The organism is Marichromatium bheemlicum, from assembly GCF_012276755.1.
GTDB classification, from domain to species: Bacteria; Pseudomonadota; Gammaproteobacteria; order Chromatiales; family Chromatiaceae; genus Marichromatium; species Marichromatium bheemlicum.
The window spans coordinates 1-19,475 of the sequence record NZ_JAAXKX010000012.1 but is presented as its reverse complement, the minus strand read 5'-3'; the positions used below and the strand labels follow the sequence as shown (position 1 = coordinate 19,475).

8 protein-coding genes are annotated in these 19,475 nt (G+C 59.4%); all 8 read right to left on the bottom strand.

The window, feature by feature from the left end; translation table 11 throughout:
• Positions 1-44: 44 nt before the first annotated feature.
• A complete protein-coding gene (locus tag HF203_RS09540; RefSeq protein WP_168669044.1) occupies positions 45-4,544 on the bottom strand; it encodes a coiled-coil domain-containing protein in 4,500 nt (1,499 codons plus the stop codon).
• Positions 4,545-4,612: 68 nt separating this feature from the next.
• Positions 4,613-5,500 carry a hypothetical protein gene (locus HF203_RS09535; protein WP_168669042.1) on the bottom strand — a complete coding sequence of 296 codons (888 nt, stop codon included), beginning with the start codon at positions 5,498-5,500 and terminating at the stop codon, positions 4,613-4,615.
• 13 nt (positions 5,501-5,513) lie between these two features.
• Positions 5,514-10,934: an ATP-binding protein gene (locus HF203_RS09530; RefSeq protein ID WP_246221723.1), complete on the bottom strand. Its 5,421-nt coding sequence runs from the start codon at positions 10,932-10,934 to the stop codon at positions 5,514-5,516.
• Between the two features lie 52 nt (positions 10,935-10,986).
• Complete coding sequence (locus tag HF203_RS09525; RefSeq protein WP_168669040.1) at positions 10,987-12,651, bottom strand: hypothetical protein; 1,665 nt, start codon at positions 12,649-12,651, stop codon at positions 10,987-10,989.
• Positions 12,648-14,030, bottom strand: coding sequence for a hypothetical protein (locus tag HF203_RS09520; RefSeq protein ID WP_168669038.1), 1,383 nt, complete (start codon positions 14,028-14,030; stop codon positions 12,648-12,650). Before HF203_RS09520 ends, HF203_RS09525 begins: the two co-directional genes overlap by 4 nt.
• A 232-nt stretch (positions 14,031-14,262) precedes the next feature.
• On the bottom strand, positions 14,263-15,306 hold the full coding sequence (locus HF203_RS09515) for a phosphorothioated DNA-binding restriction endonuclease family protein (RefSeq protein ID WP_168669036.1): 1,044 nt from the start codon (positions 15,304-15,306) through the stop codon (positions 14,263-14,265).
• Between the two features lie 159 nt (positions 15,307-15,465).
• Positions 15,466-16,263: a phosphoadenosine phosphosulfate reductase domain-containing protein gene (locus HF203_RS09510; RefSeq protein ID WP_168669034.1), complete on the bottom strand. Its 798-nt coding sequence runs from the start codon at positions 16,261-16,263 to the stop codon at positions 15,466-15,468.
• Positions 16,256-19,475, bottom strand: a 3,220-nt coding sequence (locus HF203_RS09505) for a hypothetical protein (protein ID WP_168669032.1), incomplete at its 5' end; no start/stop codon positions are given. The genes HF203_RS09510 and HF203_RS09505, both read right to left, overlap by 8 nt.

Sequence of the window (19,475 nt, the reverse complement as noted above, 5' to 3'; positions counted from 1 at the left end):
CAGCAGATACCGCCGTCATGGCACCATAATTGGCGCCGTCGCCACTACCCGGTGCTCGCGTTTCTGACCAAGGCATCTAGCCGTTCGAGAAGCTGACGGCGCATATCGGGAGACAACCGCGTGATGCGCTCTAAGAGCGCATCGAGACTCAGCCTATCGAGCTGCGCGGTCAGCACCTCGGTCATCTGCTCCCGCCACGAAAGATCGTCTTCGGCCAGGGGGGCCGGCGGCTCTCGCAATGCCGTCAACAGCTCTGTGATCCGCCTCTTCCCCAGCGCCTCAATCCCAGCAAGATCAGGAAAGCCTGAACGCCAAGCCGAGATTTGCCGTCGCTGCGCCTCTTCTTCCAAAACAGCGACGCGCTTCTCGAGCGCATCACGAATGAGTGAGAGCGCGTTAGCATCGACCTCGCTCAGAAACCGAGGCACCGCATTTAGCTCCGACAACAACCGACGCGCCCTCTCCAGATTCAGCGTCGGGGCCTCCCCCTCGGTACCCAACCAAGGCCGCATCCACTCGCCCGAGCGCCGCCGCGCGAACGCAACTCGCTCGGCTGCCAGACTTTGATAGAGGCTACGCAGCTCCCAGGGGGGCGAATCCAACTCGTCATCCGCGTCGACCCATGCCTCAAAAGCAGACACTTGATGGCCGACCCGATCCTCCAAAACGACCGCAAGGCGTTCTGGGGATAAGTCGTCGTGCTCCCAGGCCTCCAGGTCCTCGCTGATGCGACGCAGATGGCGCGCAAGCTCGTTGATGTAGTCCTCATTGCGATCGCCCGAGAAGATCGCACGCAGCTGCTCGACGGTAGCAATAGCTTCGCGCAGCTCTTCCTCACTCGAGATTTGGATGGACGAAAAATCCGTCAAACGCTTCTCTTGCTGTGCGATGACTTCCTGCACCTGAGCCACGCGCCGTTCGATCGCCGCAATATGGGCCTGCCGCTCACCTTCGGTCAGACTCTGAATCTTGGCAAGATTCTCGGCAATATCCTTCCCATGCTTCGCGTCTTCACGCAGAGCGAGCACCGGCTCGTTACCACGCGGCAAAGGCTGGCGGGGATAATCCCCCGCCAGCGCCAACGTCAAGGCATGCTTCTCCAGTTCGCTCAGACGGTGTAAGACGCTTGCCGCCTGCTGCCCCAAGGCCTTTGCCTCAGCACGGTAACCCAGCTCTTCTAGCCAACGCACCTCCGCCTCGGTGCGATGACGGAAATCGCTCGCCTGAGCAACAGTGCGTGCCGTTTGGCGAGGTATCCAGTCTGTGATGTACGCTTGAATCACCTCGCCAATCATCCGCAAGGTATCGTCGCATTCTTGCGCCATCGTCTCAGGCCAGCGGTTTCCCTCCGAGAGCTCGTTTCGGGTCTTACGCAGCTCATGGCCCCACTTCAGGCAGTGGTGCACACTCTCGCGCGTCACCGCCTGCTCGGCTTCACGCTGCAATTTTTGCAAACGCACGGTCATTTCCAGAAAGCGCGCATTGGCGCCCTCGGCCTCGACCTTAAGTCGCGCCAGTCGTTCGGCCAAGGAAGGCGGAATCGGATCATTCTGCAGACGTTCTTGAGCCTGCATCCCAAGCATGGCGATACGGTCAATCCGCTGCTCCGACTCCCAGTCGTCGAGGAAACGACGCCACCGACTTTCGGCATCCTCATCGAAAAGCTGCAATCGCGTGCGCGCTAGCACGGCCTCGTCGAGATAGTGCTTCGCTTTGGCACGCGGGAAGGCAGAACTCACCCAGTCGGCCGCATTCACCGGTGTACTGTCGAGCAATAGCCCCCGCTGGGGACTCGGCAAGCCGATCAGCAAGCCCAGCATCAGGGTTGCAGATGCCGCGCTCATACCATAAGGCGGTGCGATCAGCTCGTTGAAGGATACCGCCAGCGCCCGACCCGAATCTGCCTTGTGCGCTGCTTCCAGGGTTTGATAAATGGCCCCCAACGCCTGCGCGCATGGCACACACGGCGTACCGGTCGCGTCCAAAGCCTTCCAGCTGCCAATGAGGACCTCATCGATTCGATTGCGCCGAGCGGCAGGCTGGGTCGAAATCCAAGCCTGATTGATCTCGCCCATCATCAGGCTCTTGGCGATGGCCGATAGATCTCGCGGCCCGTTACCGCTCGAGGTGGAGAAGCCATCGAACGGGAACGGCAGCGCGTTAGGATAGACACGCTCGAAGATTGCAAGTGCACTCTTACGCAGTGGGAGCATCGGCGGATCGGCAAAGCCTGCAACCCAATAGCGCCGCTGCCTCACCGCATCATCGGTTGCCGACCGCAAGCGCTCCACGATCCTCCCGCGCTCGTCATCGATGAAGCGACGAAAACGGTCCTTATCCGCAGCACTCGCTTGCTCGTCGAGCACCGTGAGCCGCGCCAAAGCCCCGCCAATGCTGCCGTGGGAATCGGTGACAGCCACCACCCAGATCGGCGCCGACTGCACGGCATACTTGTTCAGCTCACGCGCCAGGGCCTTGATGACACGCTCGTCGGCATCGCTAGGATCAGCTTCCTCATCGAGGAACAGATAGATCAGCCGCCCCTTGGCGGCATCCGGCAGCCGCGCCTGTCGCCAGTCTTGGAATGCCTGCGCGATCGATTGATCGACGGTATCGATCTGCGCAGCTATCGCATCAAACCGCCAATCCGGCGTCTTGATCTCATTTAAGGGACCGAAATCCGTTCGCACCGGATGCATCAAATTGCAGTCGACGATGCCGCGTCGCACGAAGACATTGCGCACCTCGGAGCGAGTCAGCTGAGCCGCCTGCGCCCGCAGCCACTGCTGAAACTGTCCGCGACTAGCGCCGTCGCTCAGCAGCTCGTACTGAGCCAGATCCTCGTTCCAGTCCAGCACGCCCATGTTGACCAGGGCATCCACGGCCTGCTCCACAACCACGTGAGGCAGCGCCGTGGCCTCGCAGAGGAGTGCATCCGCGTTTTCTCGCGCCTGCCTCTCGGCACGCAGCTTGTCGAGCACCGCCACAGCGGTCATGACGAGCCGCATTGGTCGATCCAGTCGCGCGCCATGTTTGTCCAGCAGGTGCATCAAGATCTCGACCACTCCGCCCGGCAGGCGGTCGCTGGCCGCAAACTGCTCGAGCATGTAGTCATGCAACAGCTCGGCGGCACTGACCTGCCGAAGCTGCCCGTCCTGAACCGCTTCTGCGCCAGCCAGTTCCGTGGTTGCCTGCTTCACGAAGGCGAGCGCCGAGCGCTGCTGGATGAGATCGCCCTGCCGCGTCAGCAGCCACACCGCCATCGGGTGCAACGGCCAGCAGCCCCGGGCGATTACCTGACCGAACGCGGCCTGCTCCCGCCACGGCGACACCTCGGCGAGCCCGGGAAGCGCGAGCGACAGGCGCTGCCAGGTCGTAAAGGCGGCATGCTCCGCATCGGCCTGAGCCCAGAGCCTATTCAGGGCAGCCTCATCCTTATGGATCAGATGCGCGAACAGAGTCTCCAGGTTGGTCGAGAGATAGGCCTTGTCGGCGCCGTCGAAGCGCGTGAGATAGCGCTGCAGATGGCGAAGATCCGCACCGCCGAAGCGCTGCAGATAGGCCTTCAGCTCGTACTGGATGAAGCCGAGGAAATGGATACGCGAGCGGTTGTCCTGAATCCCCTGAAAGATCTCTTGGAGGGCGCGCGCACCGGCACGCTCGGGATGCTCCGCGGCGTGCTCCAGATAGAGCCCCAGCTCATCGAACAAGACCAGCACATGGGAGAACGGCCCTTGGTCTCCGCAATACTGAGCAGCTAAGGTCTCCAAAAGGGCCTGAGCAGACTCCTGCCCTTCGATGGGGATTGGATGACCATTCGCCTCCAGATAGACCGCGCTCACTGCATCGAAAGCATCCTCGTCCTGCTCGGCGAGGGCGGCGCAGATCGACTCGGCATCGCGACCGGGGAGCTGACGGGCGAACGACTCTGCGCGCAGGGCGTAGTTTCGCTCGACGAATTCCGATGCCGTCTCGAAGCGCGGCGACAAGGCGCGCACGGCATCAGCATCCACACCGGCGCGCGCCAACTGCGCAAATACGGTTCGACTCAATACCGAGCCCAGGTGGAAGCTGCCGGCGGAGCCGTCCACCGGCAGCACCAGCATCGGCTTCTCCTGGGCAGCCAGCAATTCCCGCGTCTCGGCGGCAATGGCCGCGTCGGCATGATCCAGCTGCTGGATCACGGTCTCCGCAGTCGCGCCAGCGGGATCCGACAGCAGCTCGGTCAGGGTGACAGAAAGATGTGACTTACCCGAGCCATAGCCGGCGATGGCAAGCCAAAAAGGATTGATTTCCGCGCCGCTGCGGGCCTGGTCGCGAGCACGCAGCAGCTTGAGCAGGAAGCTCGCGGTATCGACCAACCGATAGCTGGATTCGAGATCTTCGCCGCCGACGTCATCGGCGCCATGATAGCGAGGTCCGTGAAAGACGAAGGCCCGTGCCACCTCCTGCGCCAGCTGAGGCTGCTGCCGTACCCAACCGAGCTGGACGGCGCCATTGAAGAAACGCTCCTCTTGAAACCGAACGACCTCTCCGATTTTCACGACCGCACCTCCTTTGATTCTTTTCCTTTGGGGTGGCACCAATGCGGATGCCTCAGACGAATGCAGCCCTAAACCAGCTCGTCGTAGAGCCCCTGCACCACCGCCTGTGTCGGGACGAGACGCTGCGCAACCGTGTCACCAGTGAGCTGGTCCAGCCGGATCAGGCGGCGATCGCACATCCAACTGATCCAGGGCTCGGCATCGCGACGGCGCCAATGCAGCACCCCAAGCAGGCGCGAGCCGTCGAGCAGTCCTTGCAGCGGCACCTGCTGCTGGGCCGGAAACAGCCTTTCCCAGGCGAGAAAGAGCGCGACTGTGAATGCCGGAAACAGGGGGCGACCCGCTGACGCGGGTATCCGCTCATAGAGCTCGTCGCTGCCGCTACCGACACGGCGCAGCACCTCAAGCTCCCCGAAACATCCAGGCTCCAAATAAGCACGAGGGACCAACCCGGAGAGGGCACGTAGGTAGCTCGCCTCGCCGTGGCGATCGCGCAGCGCGCGCTCGAAAGCATCTCGACTGAAACGGCTGCCAAGCCGCGCCGCGCCCTCGGCGAACAGCAGGAACCAAGCGTCGGCGAGACCGCGCGCCGGCTCTTCCGGACCGCTGCGACGACACAGCAACAGGTGGCAAACCCACTGCGTCACCGCTTCGCCCAGAAAGGGGTCTTCGCTGACGACACGCTCCCCGAGCCCCGTAGCCCGTAAGCGCCAAATACCCCGCTCGGACTCGCCGGTGACCAAGCCCATTCCCCGGGCATAGTGGATCATCGGCTCCACCTTCCCGGTGCTCTTGCCAGTCGGAATCCCCGTGGCGTCACTGATCGCTAGCTTGTCGCCGACGCCACCCTTGGCGGCGAAGTCCAGCAGGCGGGCAAGCAGAGCGCGGTCGGGCAGAAAGTCTTGGGGGAAATTCAGGCGCAGCGGCTCGCAGGCCATGGCGGCAGCATCCGTCATCCATCAATCCCCTTTAGAAACGCTGCTCGAGCGCCGTGACCTTGACCAGCGTGGCGACCTGCTTGAAGGTACCGTCGGCTTGCAGAGCGGGACCTAGCGACCAGCATTGCCCCTTATCCAAACGTGCCAGCCGGTCCGCCCAATCGGGCCGGCTCACACCAGACGTTGTCTTCGAAAGGATATCGGCGAAGCGGTCGATCTCGGTATCCGCGGGTTTGAAGAACAGCTTATGCCCAGCCTGGAACAAGCGATCGCGCTGCTCGGCTTTGAAGTTGCTCGTCGTCTGTGTCGCCAACATCAGCGCAACACCAAATTTCCGCCCCTCGCGCAACATCTTGTCGATCGGCGAATCGCTGCGATGGTCCAGGTTTTGGATCTCATCGAGCACGATCGGTAGCGGACGATCCTTATTGCCGGCGTTCTGGGCATAATCCCAAAGGTCCCACAGCACGAACTCCGTGACCATGCGCTGGATCTTGCGCGACAATCCGCCGAGCTGCAGGACATGCACGCCGTGATCGGGCGCACCGAGCAGCTCTTCCCACGCCGACTCCGAAGCGCCCCGAAACGGCTGAGCTTGAACGAAGGGCTCAATCTTGCTCGCGAGCGTTCCCCCCTCCGAGCCGTCGTTTCTCAAAAGCGACAACAGCGCATCGAGCGAGAATGACGCTCCCATGTCCAACCCCTTTTGCAAGGAACGGCTCAACGCCGCGCGCTGCTGCTCACCAACTGCGTAGACCGACTCGAAGATACTCGCAATGCGCGAGGCGATCTGATAGTTGTTCTCTTCGATCACGGGCAATGACGGATCGATGCTCCGCCGCTGCCGCCGAAAGGGATTGATCGGCAGCCGCTCCGTAATGACGAAGTGGCTTTTCGGTCGCGCAACTTCCTGGAAACGCTGCTCCATCTGTGCTGGCAGAAAACCATCCGTGTAATCCACGATCAGCGAGCGCATACCAGCGACCGCCATCTCCCCCAGCAGGCACTGAATCCCGTAAGTCTTGCCGGTTCCCGAGTTGCCGAACACCAGCAGGTGCCGATTGAGCAGCTTGGGATGCCCGAAATACCAATAGACTGGCTCGCCATTCGTGCGCGTCCCGATGAGGATCCGGTCCGGCACCCCTGACGCCGGCGTAGCTGCGATCCCACCATCGGTCGCGTCCACGGTGCCTACCGCCCTCGCATCGTCTTTGGTTTGCTCGACGCCAGGATCGGACTGCCCTACTGATTGCGTCTCAACCGCCCCCGTCTTGGCAACGACCGGCTCGGAACCAGCAGGACGCGCCCCGTCCAATGAGCCATCCTGTGGCTGCACTGCGACCGTCGCCTGATCCCCACTCGGTTGGTCGGCATCCACTGGCATCTCCTCATCCTGCGGCTCGGCAAGCTCCGGCGGCATCATGTCTTCCGGCGGTGCGACCTCGCGCGAGGGTGAAGTGGTGACAGCGTTGTAGCGGATACAGATCGGCGGCGAGGTCGGCTTGACCTTGAGCGCCTCCGATACTTCGCTGGTCGCGAACAAATTCGTCAGCCCCTGATACCCCAAGACCACCTGCTCGATGCAGAAACCCTCCGGCACTTCGACCGAGGTCGGCACCATCTGCTCGGTGAGCTGATGAGGGATCACCTCCGGCTCCGGACCCGCGACATCCGACCAGAAGGTGAAGACCATGCCCCGCCAGGAGATGAGGTACTGACCCTCGGCGACACGCTCAAGGGCGGCATTGAGCCGCGTCCAATCGTCCGCCGAGAGCCTCACCTCACTGCGCGACGCAATGGCACGCTGGAGCTGGGCCCACCAATAGCGGCGGTCGAAGGTCAACCCGGCGAACAGCTTGCAGCGCGGCGCCAACACCCGACTCAGCTGGAACAAGCCGCTGCGCACCTGCCGCAGTGCCTTGGCGGTATGAACCTGGTTTCGGGCTGCTACCTTGCATTCAATCACGGTAGCTTGGATATGCGGCATGCCCTCGTCGGTCAAGGCCAAGGACAGCTGCAAGAGGTCCGGACGGTATTCGTTCTGAGGGCCTGGCGCCGCAATCCAGTTTCGCATGGCATCGAGCGGCAGCAGCTGCGAGATCAGCACATCGCCGGTCTCTAGCATGCGCTTGATCGCACCATAGCCGACCACCTCGCGGATCTGTTCACCCTCGCCGAGCACAGCCCGCAGCGAGGCCAGCCCGGCGATCTTCTCAGCCTGCGCAACGATGCGCGCGGCGGCCTGACTGCTCGCCGCCTCGGGCGCATGTGGTAGAAGCACACTCAGCTCGCCCGCAACCCGCTGCATCAGGCGCTCGAGGGTGTCCTGCTCGGTCGAGATGGTCAGGTTCAGTTCGCCATAATCGCCGACGCCGGATTCGAAACCGACGATCTTGCGCCACGAGCCAACCGCCCCCCCCGCAGCCGAGCGACGCGGGCCCAGCAGCCGCTTGTCGACGAAGGGATCGATGCAGGCGACCCACTGCGCCTGCTTGTGCAGTGCCTTGACGGACTCCGACCAGCCATTGAAGCTCACCTGCCCCAACACGAGGTGGTGCTCCGCCTGGTCCCCTTGGTAGTGCAGGCGCGCGGAGAGATCCGCGTGATGTGTCTGCACCATGAGACGGCGGTTGCTGAGCAGCATCTCGCGCCGGTCCGGCTGATCCTCCTGGATGGGACGCGGATACTCAGAGATCGGGAAGATGCTCGACGCCGCGTCGGACGACCCGTCAAACGCCGGAGCGGCCTCGATCTTGCCTTCCATATCCGCGCGCAGGAAGTGGAAAAGGAATGCCAAATCATAGCCATGCCGCTCCTTGCTCACCTGCTCGGCTAACTTCTCGCGAGGCGCGTAGCGATGCCCCACCGTCAGCAGCAAGGGTCGTTCGCTCTCCTTGCAAGCCTCCACCACCCGTTCGCGCCAGCGCGAGAGCCGGTTCTCCATGGCGAGTGGTGATGCGGCACTGGAATACACCATCAAGGTACACTCGAACGGCGGATAATCCGGATGGTCTTCACAGACGCCCTTCAGATATTGCTCGACCCCCAGCAGAATCATCGAAAGGTCGGCCACGTTCACCGCCAGGATACGCAGCCCGTCTGCGGCGTAGTCGTGCAGCTCGGCGTAGAGTTTCAGCACTCGCAGCACGATCTGCTGCTCCGCGCAGGGCCTCAGCATGCGCGTCAGCTCCTCCTCCTCGTCGCCTTCGTCCTCTTCCTTCAAGAGGGTCTGCACCGCCAGACTCTTGGCATCTGACTCCACCTCGCCCACACAGTGCAACAGCCCCATGCCTCGGGTCCGCGTCGTCAGCGCGCCAGTGCTGTTTTTCACAAGAGCCGTCACCGGCCGCTGCATGCGCGCTAGACCCAGCAGGCGCTCGAACACCTTTTTGCCATGTGGCACACCGCGCTCTGCAAGCTCGTCCAATGCCTCCGGGAAGTAGTCGCGCAGAAAGCAAGTCTGTGCCTGACTCAGCTCCAAGACCGCCGGACTCAGCCCCCATGCTGCGCAGTAAGCGAGATAGGAATCGCTGGGCTGAACCGAATCGTCAACCAATAGGAATGCCTTGTAGACCCGGTGCAGCAGGTCGCGCGCTCCAGCCAGCCCCGTATCCAGCAGCTTCGTGCACAGAGCCGTATAGGCTTGTCGAAGCGGCGGCTCATATTGAGCGAGTGCCCGGTAATAACCTTTCTCGAGGGTCGCATCCAGCCACTTCCAATAGCGCTCGACAAATGTCTCAAGCGGGGACTGCAGCTCTGGATCCAGACCGAACTCCCGCAAGCCCTCCAGCAGATCCATCAAGGTCATATCTTGCATGGCATTGGCGACTAGGCGGTTGCCCTCTTCGGCGTCGGCGGCATAGAACAGGGCGGTCAGATGCACCTTACCGACGCGAAATGCGGGCAGCAGCCGCTGCCCGTCGACACCGAGCTTCTTGCGCTCGCGCTTCGTCTTCTCGATGCAGAAGTGACGAACGCGCTCGGGCTGAGTGGCGTCGAGGAACCAGCGATAGGGCTTGTCCTCGACCCGAAGCGTATGATTGATATCAGCGATACTGACGCGGAACAGCAGGCTAGGACGTTTGCTCCCCCTGACAGGTTGGACCTTAAGCCCTCCGTCATCCGGCTCACAGTCAATCGCAATCTGGCGCTGCCAACGCTCAGACAAGTTCTCGGCAATCTCGCTCAAACGTTCTTCGAGACCGCCAAGCAGTCCAGCCAAAAGTTTTTGGGCCGCTGCGTTCGCACCACCGTCGTTGCCACTATCGCGACAGTCGTGCTCCAGTGTGACGAGGGTGATGCGCATGTCGCCCAACAGCTCATCGATGTGCTCGTCATTCGCGAGCGACTTCTCGAAGTCGAGCAACGCATCCCACAAGGCTTGAAGGAAGGCGAACAAGCTCAGATCGTCGAATGCCTTGACCTTTTCCTTTGAAGACGTGGATCCGGAACTGTCTCCCTTGCGGCGAAGCGCCTTGACGATTGGCATGGCATCGACCCGAAGCAGTCGCTCTCGGGCATCTGGATCGGCACGTTCGATAAAGATACGCAGGCAATTCAGATAGTCATTCTTATTATCGAATTCTTTAGCGCCGTTAGCCCTAGTCGGCAAAGTGAAGTCGGGCTCATTGATCGCCTTTTCGAGTTTCCCAAAGTCGCGCTGCTGCTTCGCACGCGTCTTGTAACCGACGTGCGAAATGAAGGCCTCCGCATCCTTTAATGCCTTCACCGCCTCTTTGCCGCTTGGCACGGTGCCCGAGGCATCCGGCAGCAAGGGGGGAATATCCCATGCTGGGAGGGCCTGCAGCACGCGGGTCCGAAACTCATCCAGACCGAAGCAATCTCCCTCCTGAATCATCGGCTCGAGAAAACTCGCCAACCGACCTAACTGCATCGGTCGCAGCTGGCTCAGGGTGCGTAGCAGCTCATCAAAATTCTTGACCTGCCCATCACTCGGCGTCAGACCAAGGCGCTCGGCGATACGCCCAATCCAAGGGCGGAACCCCCCACCAAACGCTTGAGCAATGCGCTGCTCATCGACCACATGGAAGTCGGCGAGTCCTCCCTGATCCGTTGCGTGATTCAGGCCCACCAGGACCACGACCAGGGATGCCTTACCCTCATCCTTGGCAAGCAAATTACGGTACTTCGTAAGCTGATCCTGCTTGTCGATCCACCCCTGGGCCTCGAGCCCCTGGATAGCGGCATCTGCGCCCCCGGAAGCCTCTTGCCAAGCATTCCAAAGCCCAGTTGCGGCGCGGAAGAAACAGCCCGTAGTGCCTGGGTCATAGTCTTTCTTGGCGTGCGCATCCAGCGTCTCAAAGAGAGACAGCGTCTCGACCGGGCCCAGACTCTGCAGAATGAACCGGACCTCACTTGCACCTTCGCTTTTGAGCCCGTCATCCCAGGTGGAGATGATGTGATTGGCCAACGCCTCGACGAAGAGATTCATCCGTCGTCTCCTTCCTGTCTTCTATTTTCGTTATGACCGTGGATCGCACTAATCAGGCTAGCGCCGCACGTGCCGTCGGGTTGCGCACGATGCTCACCGCATCCGACAGCTCTACCAGGAAGTCTCCCTGTCGCAGGGTCTCTTCGATCCAGCGCGTATCGGCAGCAACCGCGTACTCATGATGGGCGGCGCCATTTTGACCTTGTCCCGCTAGCGCTGCCGCAAGCTGCCGAGGACCGAGTGCAATGCCGTAGTGCGCGAAAACACGCTCGTAGAAAGTGTCGAGGGGGATTCGGCCACCGGGCTCGATTATTGCAATCACAAGAAAGTGCAGTAGATGCGGCGGAAGGACGAAGCGTTGTCCCTTGCCTACTCGAGGAACTACAAGCCCTAGATCTTTACCAATTTTGCGGAACAAGCGAAAGCAGTTATCATCACCATTTTTAAGCGCCTGACTAACCTTCTTTTCCCCAACTTTTTGCAGGTCATGAGAAAAATCTGGCAAACGAATTACGCGATAGAGAATACTCTCGATATTCTCCATCGATCTTTGCGCCATTTTTCCCGACGCATGCGTGGAACTTACTGTCGGATTTGCGCATATCCAACTGTAATCACCCTGCGTGCCTGGAACTTTAAAATCGTCACCAGACTCATCTGAGACAGCCTCCCGCAGATAACGGACAGCATTAAAGCACAGGCTTCTAAGAACCTGCATCAAACAAAGCGTTTGCAGACGCTCAATCTTTTCCAGCGGGCTCAATTCCGCTATCACTATATGGTAGGCTTCTATTGCAAATAACGCAGCTTCCGGAATTGTTGACACCGGAACCCACCCAAGCCTATTAGAAGAATCCTTCTTGAGGGCACTATCTTTACCAAAAAGCTGGTAATCGCAAAGCAACTCTTCACAAAAACGCGCCAATTCTCCAACCGGACCGATTGACTCTGTCAAAAGCCTTTGCAGAGAATCTTCTAATACATCCCTAACCTCACAAACCTTCAAGCGCTTCGCGGATTCACTAACCTGAGCCGGCAGGAGATCGCCCATCTTTTCTTTAGGTAAGCAATGAAACAAATGGGCAAGCTGCATAAAAAGCAGCTCACCGCCACGCCCCATGAAATTGTGCGTCCCACGGTCGAAATAGGCACACATCTCCTCCCAGGAAGCCTCATCTTTTCCATCCTTATTCTTAAGTGCTTCAGGATGTTTCCATGTAACCTCGCGAGCGAGCAGAGCATCGGATACAGGTAGAAAACTTTGTGTCACCCACGTTCGCGTTTTCGCAACTCCAACAAATCCTGCAAATAGGCTTTGCAAAAGACGGATCGCTTCGTTTTTTTCTACCTCCCCCGCTTTAATAGCCTGCGCTAGCTTACTTAATGCTTCTGAGTAAGCCTTTTGATGGGCGTCATGCCTAGTATCTAATTTCGAAGTTGGAAAGAACGCAAAGAGCTTTAACGCCACACGGTCTTTTGGCCAATATTCGACTGGAGCTGCCCCATCTCCAACACTGAAGCTAAATACGCATGGACGCTCGCCCTCGTCCTCACTTAAATCAGGACTGGGCCCTTTCGGCGAGGCAAAGACCAACAGAAACTCTGCCAAGTACTCAACCGGCGTTTGGTCCTTGTAAAACCTGCGCCCATAGATCTGTATCGCCGGATTATCTGCACCATCGGTGCTGGTGTCGTTATAAGGAAAACGTTGACTCATCTCTGCATCACCAGTCGCTGCGGTTTGCCATTCGCGTCCTTATCGAGGATATAGCTATACACCTCCACAGACCCGCTGATATCAGCTCGCAGCAAGGTGATCTCGCCTTCTTGGCGCGAGCGGGCATCGTCCAGATGCAGGAGTTTCGCTTGGAAGCCGTCTAGCTGCGCCTGGTGGATAGGGTCCAGGGCCGCTCCCAACTCGCCGTCGGCCCGACGCAGGATGTAGTCCAGCAGCGGCAGCGAGAGCCGAAGTTCGACCGGCGCGTGTCGACGGCCTCGCCTGTAGGTCAGTACGGGCAGCCGTGCGACCGGATCATAGTCGAGGTCGAAATCCTTGAAAGACAGGCTACCGACGACCAACTGGGTCGGCTGCACCACGGCCCGATCGGGTCGCCGCAGGGTCATATAGAGGTCATCGTCGCGTGGGCCGAACTGACTGGCAGTAAAACCGGAAAAAGCTTCACGCAACACGTCCAAACAGGCATTGCGCCGCGAGCCAACCTCGATTCGGCTCATTGCCAGTCGCCCTTGCTGACGCGAGTCGTCCAATACTCGCAGCCCCGGCGAACGCAGCAGAGCGTCGACAAATGCATTCATGTCGTCCTCTTTACCGGGACGGGCACGGCCGAACAACAGCAACATGCGACGCAATGCCGCACGCCGCGGCGGACTATTGCCCGATTTTCGCCATGTCTCGGCAAGGTGGAGCAACGACTCGGGGAGCTGCGGCCACGCCTCGGCGGTCTTTGCCAGCAACCGACGCTCGTAGACAGGACTCACCGGACCACCGAAATGCATGCGATGCGCCAGCTCCACGGCCCGCAGCCCTTGAGCGTCAGGAAAGGGACGGCCACCACGGTAGCCAAAGAAGCCTTCGCTGAAGACGATGTCCCCCAGGGCCTCGGTCCCACGGGCGATTCCTTCCGCACTACTCTGGTCGATGGCGGCCTTGGCCAATGCACAGCTCATTCCGCCCGTGAGGGAAAAGGCAAGCTGAGCGACGATCTGGCGTAGCGTCAACCGCTGCTCATACTCGCTAATACGCCTGTAAAGCCAACGCAGCCGTTGCTCGGCCAGTTCGCCGACGTCGAGCAGTGCTTGGCGATTTAGGCGGATCGGACAGGGCGTGTGGTATGCGGTGCAGCCGTCGCAACCTTGCCAGCCTGGATGGTCGACGAGTCGCCTGAGCAAACGCGCGCCAAGCTCGGTATTGTCGAACCGGCTCAGGTTCAGGATCATTAGGGGCTTCTCGAAGCCGTCGAGGACATGCTGCTCGAGATGCTCGGCGTTCAGAGGCAAATCCAGCTGCTCGAGGATGTCGTCCTCTACCTGGGGCCGCCCGCGACCCTTGGCATATTGACGCAAGCTGTGCAGCAAAGGTCCGGTGCAGGGCTATCGCATCAAGGATCTCTAATATTATAAGATGCCAATATCTTTTGATATCAGTCTATTGTCGCCATCGTGCATCGAAACTCCGTCCTTATTCCCACGAAAGATCTCGGACTGTGCAAGACAAGATCCGCAACTGGAGCGAGGCTTCGTCTTGATCATGGCGCCAAGAAGCGAGCCCTCGGCGAAACCTCGTCTTAAGCAACGAGTGCAGAACCCCCTATCGCTTTGAATTATATCTAATATTAGCGTAATCGAATATTAGGGGTGCTTGATGCGATAGCCCTGGTCCGGTGTTGCTGACGATGAGCCAGCTCCCCGATCCCTCGGCAAAGGCCTCGCGCAACCAATCCTGCCGCTGCGCGCCGCTCAGCTCACTCATGTCCTTGACGATAGTGACAGAGTGCGAGCCGACCGGGATCTCTTCCCGCTCACGAAGCGGCGCTTTCAGCGGCTCCTTCGGGTCCAAGCGATGCAGTGCCTTATAGACGTCTAGAGCAACCGTAGACTTGCCATCGCCGGCATGGCCGCTCAGGATCACCACACGCGGCGTCTGATCACGGAGCAGGTCTTTCAAAGACTTCGACAGCGGAAACGGTTCGTAAAGATCGCCGAAAAATGGATTGATCGCCTGAGACTCCGCGAGGGCGTTTGCACCGATCGCGCGAATGCTGTGAAGGGAGTTCAGGTAAACAATAAATTCGCTATCCTTCTTCATACTTTTTCCATATTCACCCTGCCCCTCAGAGGCTCCCGACTCGGAAAATGAAAAAGTTGCTTCTACAGACGATTCAGAGATACGATATACCGTTCGCATCTTGGAGAACCCGAGCCGCCTAAAAATTTCCTCGTGAAACTCAACCGGCAAAAACTTTTCGAGCAGATTGCTTGTAATATTTTTGATTAACGCATCGTCACTTAAAATACGCTCGTAAATCTCTTGCGTAAGCCCACCGAGAGCGCCTTTTAAAACCAAATCCGCTTTCACTAAATCACCGGAATTATTACGCGTCAATAATTCCCAATCAGTAACTTCCCATATACCATCAGAGACAAGCCTTCCAAACGGATATATCGCAACGAGGTTACCGAACAAGTCCTGAAATGACTTAAGCTCCTCCTCATATTCAGTAAATGGCGAAAGACGAGGTTTTCTTCGCCATACCCTGGAAAGAGCAATCAGCAAAAGCAGGGGTTTATGAGGCTTAACCGTATCGCCGCTTGGCTTGGCGTTAATCGCGGCGAAGCGCTCAACTATATCCATGACACTCTCCTTGAGATCGACGCCGATCAAATCCGACAGCAGCAGCTAATAAAACCGCCAATAGAAAGCGCTACTTTCCAGTCGTCCGTTTTAAAAATCAGCTTTTTCAGGTTACCTGCACATTCACACTAAACACTGAGGCGCAGCAGATTATATTGATTAGAGAAAACAATGCAGACAAGGAATTTCGTCAGGATTTACAACATCGATGAGCTTCTTTTTGTGCTTTTTTGATTCCTCTCGCTTACGTTGAGCCGCCTCCTCAAGAATCTTGGCGCGACGAGCCCAGATATCTTCCAAGTATTCTCCTTGAGACCATGTCTGCATGCGACCTTCTTCCTTATGTCTTTGCTCATATTCTTTTGCTTTAGCAAAAAGTTCTGGGTACTTTTCAGCCAAATGTACCCACTCAACTTTTTGTTGGAAGAAACAAAAGTAGCAACCTGACCGACTCCTCCCCCAATCATAATATCCAGGCATACCTAAACCTGATTGCTCAAGGATATCCATAATATCCTCTTTATTTTTACCATCCTCAATAAAGGGATAGCGCGCAGAGATATTAGGCTTAGTCGACAGGTACCCCTTACGGTGCGCTTCGTCCGCGCGAATTGCGACGTAGGTAATAGCATCATCGTTACCCACATACTCTTCGAACGGCCTGATTTTCAGCTCAGATGTACACCACCTAGTCTTAGTTGTTGGAAGAAAGTTTCCATTTAACTTTAGGTAATACTCAAAATCACGCTCCGCATTCAGCTTCACAATAGGCTTACCCAAGTAGTCTTCCAAGAGGTCAACGTACTCCAGAGTTTCGGGAAGCTCGGCGCCGGTATCTGCGAAGAAATACTCCATCTCCGGCACCCGATCGCGCAGATAGATCGCGAGCGCGGAGCTGTCCTTGCCTCCGGAGAGGCCAAGCAGATGTCGAGTAGGCTTGTCCGTGGTGTCAGTCATCGCGGGCTTCTCCATCTGTGGTTTGCGTCATGGGCACCGACGACTCATCTGAGGCAAAACTTTCCATCAGCTTCGCCAGTACCGCCACGCGCGTTACCGCATCCAGCCCTGTCAGCTTTGCTTCCAGGTCCTCGGCTGCAGCATCGGCCGCTTGGCGCTGGCGTGCATCCAGCCGCACCAGATGGCGGCGCTCGGCGCCACCCGGGCGAACGAGCTTAAACAGGAAAGTATTGGCTGCATCCGGACCATCCAGCTCTGCAGCCGGTAGACTCTGGCACAGCACCTCGAGATCGGCGAGCTGGACGGCCATTTCGTCGAGCCGCAGCTCAGCGTTGATCCGATGGGGCTCACGCCACTTGGTTGGCGGGACCTTAGCCAACAAGGTCATGACCGATTCCAGCCAGGCCTGGTGATCCTGATGCTGGGTCTCGCACAGACGGCGAATGAAAGCGCCCGCCGTCCCTTGTTGAGCAGCATAGCGATCCAGTCCTTGATAGCGTACGGCCAAGGCCGCACGAGTGGCGCCAAGGTCGTCGACCTCGGTGCGCTGCAGCAGCGCCTGACCGATGCGATGGTGCCAATGCTCGAGCAGCGCCGGATAAGCGCCGTTGAGCTCGCGCAGCACAGCGATGAGGCGAGCGATGAAGGGTTCCACCGCAGCGCTGCTCAAGGAACCGCTCTCTTCACCCTTGGCTGTGTCGGTATCGCCCGCGAAAAGGCTTTTGGGATCGAAGCCACAAGCACGCGGCAGGTCTGTGAAGAGCATTTGCCCAGGGCTCTTGGCCTGGCGGAAGACGGCGCGCACACGCTCGGCATCTGCACTGAGACCACTGCAATGCAGGCTGTATTCGGGCAGTTGCTGGGCGAAGCGCATCAGCGGCCGGACAATATCCAGGAGTGTGGCATCCTCGGTCAGCCTTCCGACGATGGAGCCGAGGTAGCGCTGGAATAACTCGCCGCGCAGCCCTCTCAGCTCGAACCGCTCGACGGCGAAGAGCGCCGGCCGACGACACAGTAGCTCGGCTTGGGCGATGCTAAGCCGCTCGCTAAAGGCGCCTTCTTGATACAAGGCGATCTCGCGGCGGTGTGCGATCAGATAAGTGATGATGAGGATAGGCAGCACCCCGAGCCGCATCCCCAGCGGCGGCGCTTGCAGAATCCGGTAGAGCTCGGGGACCGGCACCTGCCGCTGCCCGGCATCGCCAAGAGCCTGGTGAATCGCACTCCAGGCTGGACGAATGTTGCAAGGGTCGTGCAGCGGCTCTGGTGGCCGAAAGTCCCAGCGGCCGTCGACGTCTGGCCGGTGGAGGCGGCTCTCGCGTAGCAGAGAGAGGTAGAGGCTCTTTTCTGCCGGACTTTTGGCGATGCCGAGACCGTCACGATCGGCCACCGAGAGCATGGCGGCCACCAATTTTTTGCGCGCAGTGCTAGCCGAGGGGGATGGACGCTCGCGATTGATAAGCTCGTTGCGAATAATCGGGGTGAGCGGAAAACAATGGCTCGTCACCCAGTCCGAGAGCTGAGATTGCAGCATGCGCCGACTCTGGATCGGTCGATGCTCCCCGCCGAAATACCAGCGCAGCTGCTCGGGTGATTCCAACAGCGCGCGAATGGCACCAATGGCCTCCGCCTCGGCGTTCTCGAGCCAGGCTTGATGCTCACGCTTAGCGACGGGGTCTTGCTGGAGCTGGGCATGCTGTCTAGGCAGATCGACTAGGGCCTGCCACTCGGCCACCAGCTCGCGTAGATGCTCGGTAGATCGGCAGATCGCGACCACTGTCTGATCGGGCGCGTCGCTCAAGTCGGGGCACTCACCCGGCTCGGCCAAATAGAGCCATAGGCTCAGCTCCGCGTCCGTGTTGGCTGGCGGCCAACGCTCGGTGGAGGTGAACTGGACTTGGAAGCTGCGCAGAGTACCGGTCTGAATGCTAGCCCGGCGCGCAACCACGGGCGGCAAGGGAGCAAGCGCGTTGAGGGTATCCGGCAACAGCCGACCACTCTGCTCCGCAGTGGCCTGTTCCAAGGCAGCGTGCAGGTCGAAATCGCTGCCTTGCCAGACGCGGTACTCCTGAGCGTAGCCGCGAAAATGAATGATGGAGGCCGATTGCAGCGCTGCCAACAACCCGTCGAGTTCGTCACCGAAGAGCAGCTGGAGGACGTTTTTGGATGCCTTGAGACCACGTTGAGCACCGACGAGATTCAGCAGACCGATGGTCTTGAGCAGCCGCACCGCCGGGTCGTCACCGCTGCTGTCGGCATTGCCGTCATAGCGCTCCAAGGCGGTGATGACCTCAACCCAGCGATGATAGGTCAGCGGGTCGGAGAATCCGCCTGCCTGGTTAAGAATGAAGTAATCGTAAAGCTCCCAGGGGCCGACCCAGTCACCGGGGCGCAGCTCTTGGAGCCGACGGGCGAGGCCGAAGCGCTCGGTACTGGCCAGATAGGAGAACAGGGTACGCTCGTTCTGGGCGACGCGCTGGCACAAGACCGGGAGGATCAGCAGTGTGGTTGGATGCAGCGGATAGCAAGCTTCGAACAGCGTGCTGGCTGCAGCCAGATCGAGCCCCAGCGGTAGGGCCGAGCACTCGGTCAACCGAGTGGCGAACTCGAAGATTTCGGCCTCGAGATCTTCGCCCAGATCGGCGCTACGATTGAAGGCGGCAGCAGCAACGCGCAAGGATTGCTCGGCGGGTTCGAGAAAAGCGATGGCACTGAATCGGCCCTGCACCTTCTTCCATTCGTCACGCAGGGTCTTGCCGAGACGCGCGCTGTAATGCTCGAAGGCCTGGTGCAGCATTACCAGAATACACAGCGGCGCATCGCTCGGCTCGGCAGCCTTTTCCGCCAAGAGCTGGAGGAGATGGATCTCGTGCCGACCGGCGCCGTGCGCTTCGAACTCCAAGAGCTTGCCGAGCTCGTCGAGTTCGATCAACAGCCCGCGCCCCCCCCTCTCAGACCAGCCATCCTTGACCTCGCCGACCAGCTCGATGACGTGATCCATGCGCGCGTCGGGGCTGGCGGCGGCCTGAATACGGTTGACCAAAGCGGAGGGTAGCCCAGCCTGCTCAGCTGCACGTGCCAGAGCAAGCATCAATTGGCGGGTCAGAGAATCCGGTATGCCGTTGACTTGAACACGCAGCAGACCCTGTGAGCCATCGACTGCCGTACTGAAGCGCGCGGCCAGGGCGGGATCGGCTTGGTGGAGCTTGCTA

Excerpts from the sequence above, each read along its gene's own strand:
- HF203_RS09535 (WP_168669042.1), bottom strand. The coding sequence starts at position 5,500 with ATGACGGATGCTGCCGCCATGGCCTGCGAGCCGCTGCGCCTGAATTTC.
- HF203_RS09530 (WP_246221723.1), bottom strand. The coding sequence starts at position 10,934 with ATGAATCTCTTCGTCGAGGCGTTGGCCAATCACATCATCTCCACCTGG.
- HF203_RS09525 (WP_168669040.1), bottom strand. The coding sequence starts at position 12,651 with ATGAGTCAACGTTTTCCTTATAACGACACCAGCACCGATGGTGCAGAT.
- HF203_RS09515 (WP_168669036.1), bottom strand. The coding sequence starts at position 15,306 with ATGGATATAGTTGAGCGCTTCGCCGCGATTAACGCCAAGCCAAGCGGC.
- HF203_RS09510 (WP_168669034.1), bottom strand. The coding sequence starts at position 16,263 with ATGACTGACACCACGGACAAGCCTACTCGACATCTGCTTGGCCTCTCC.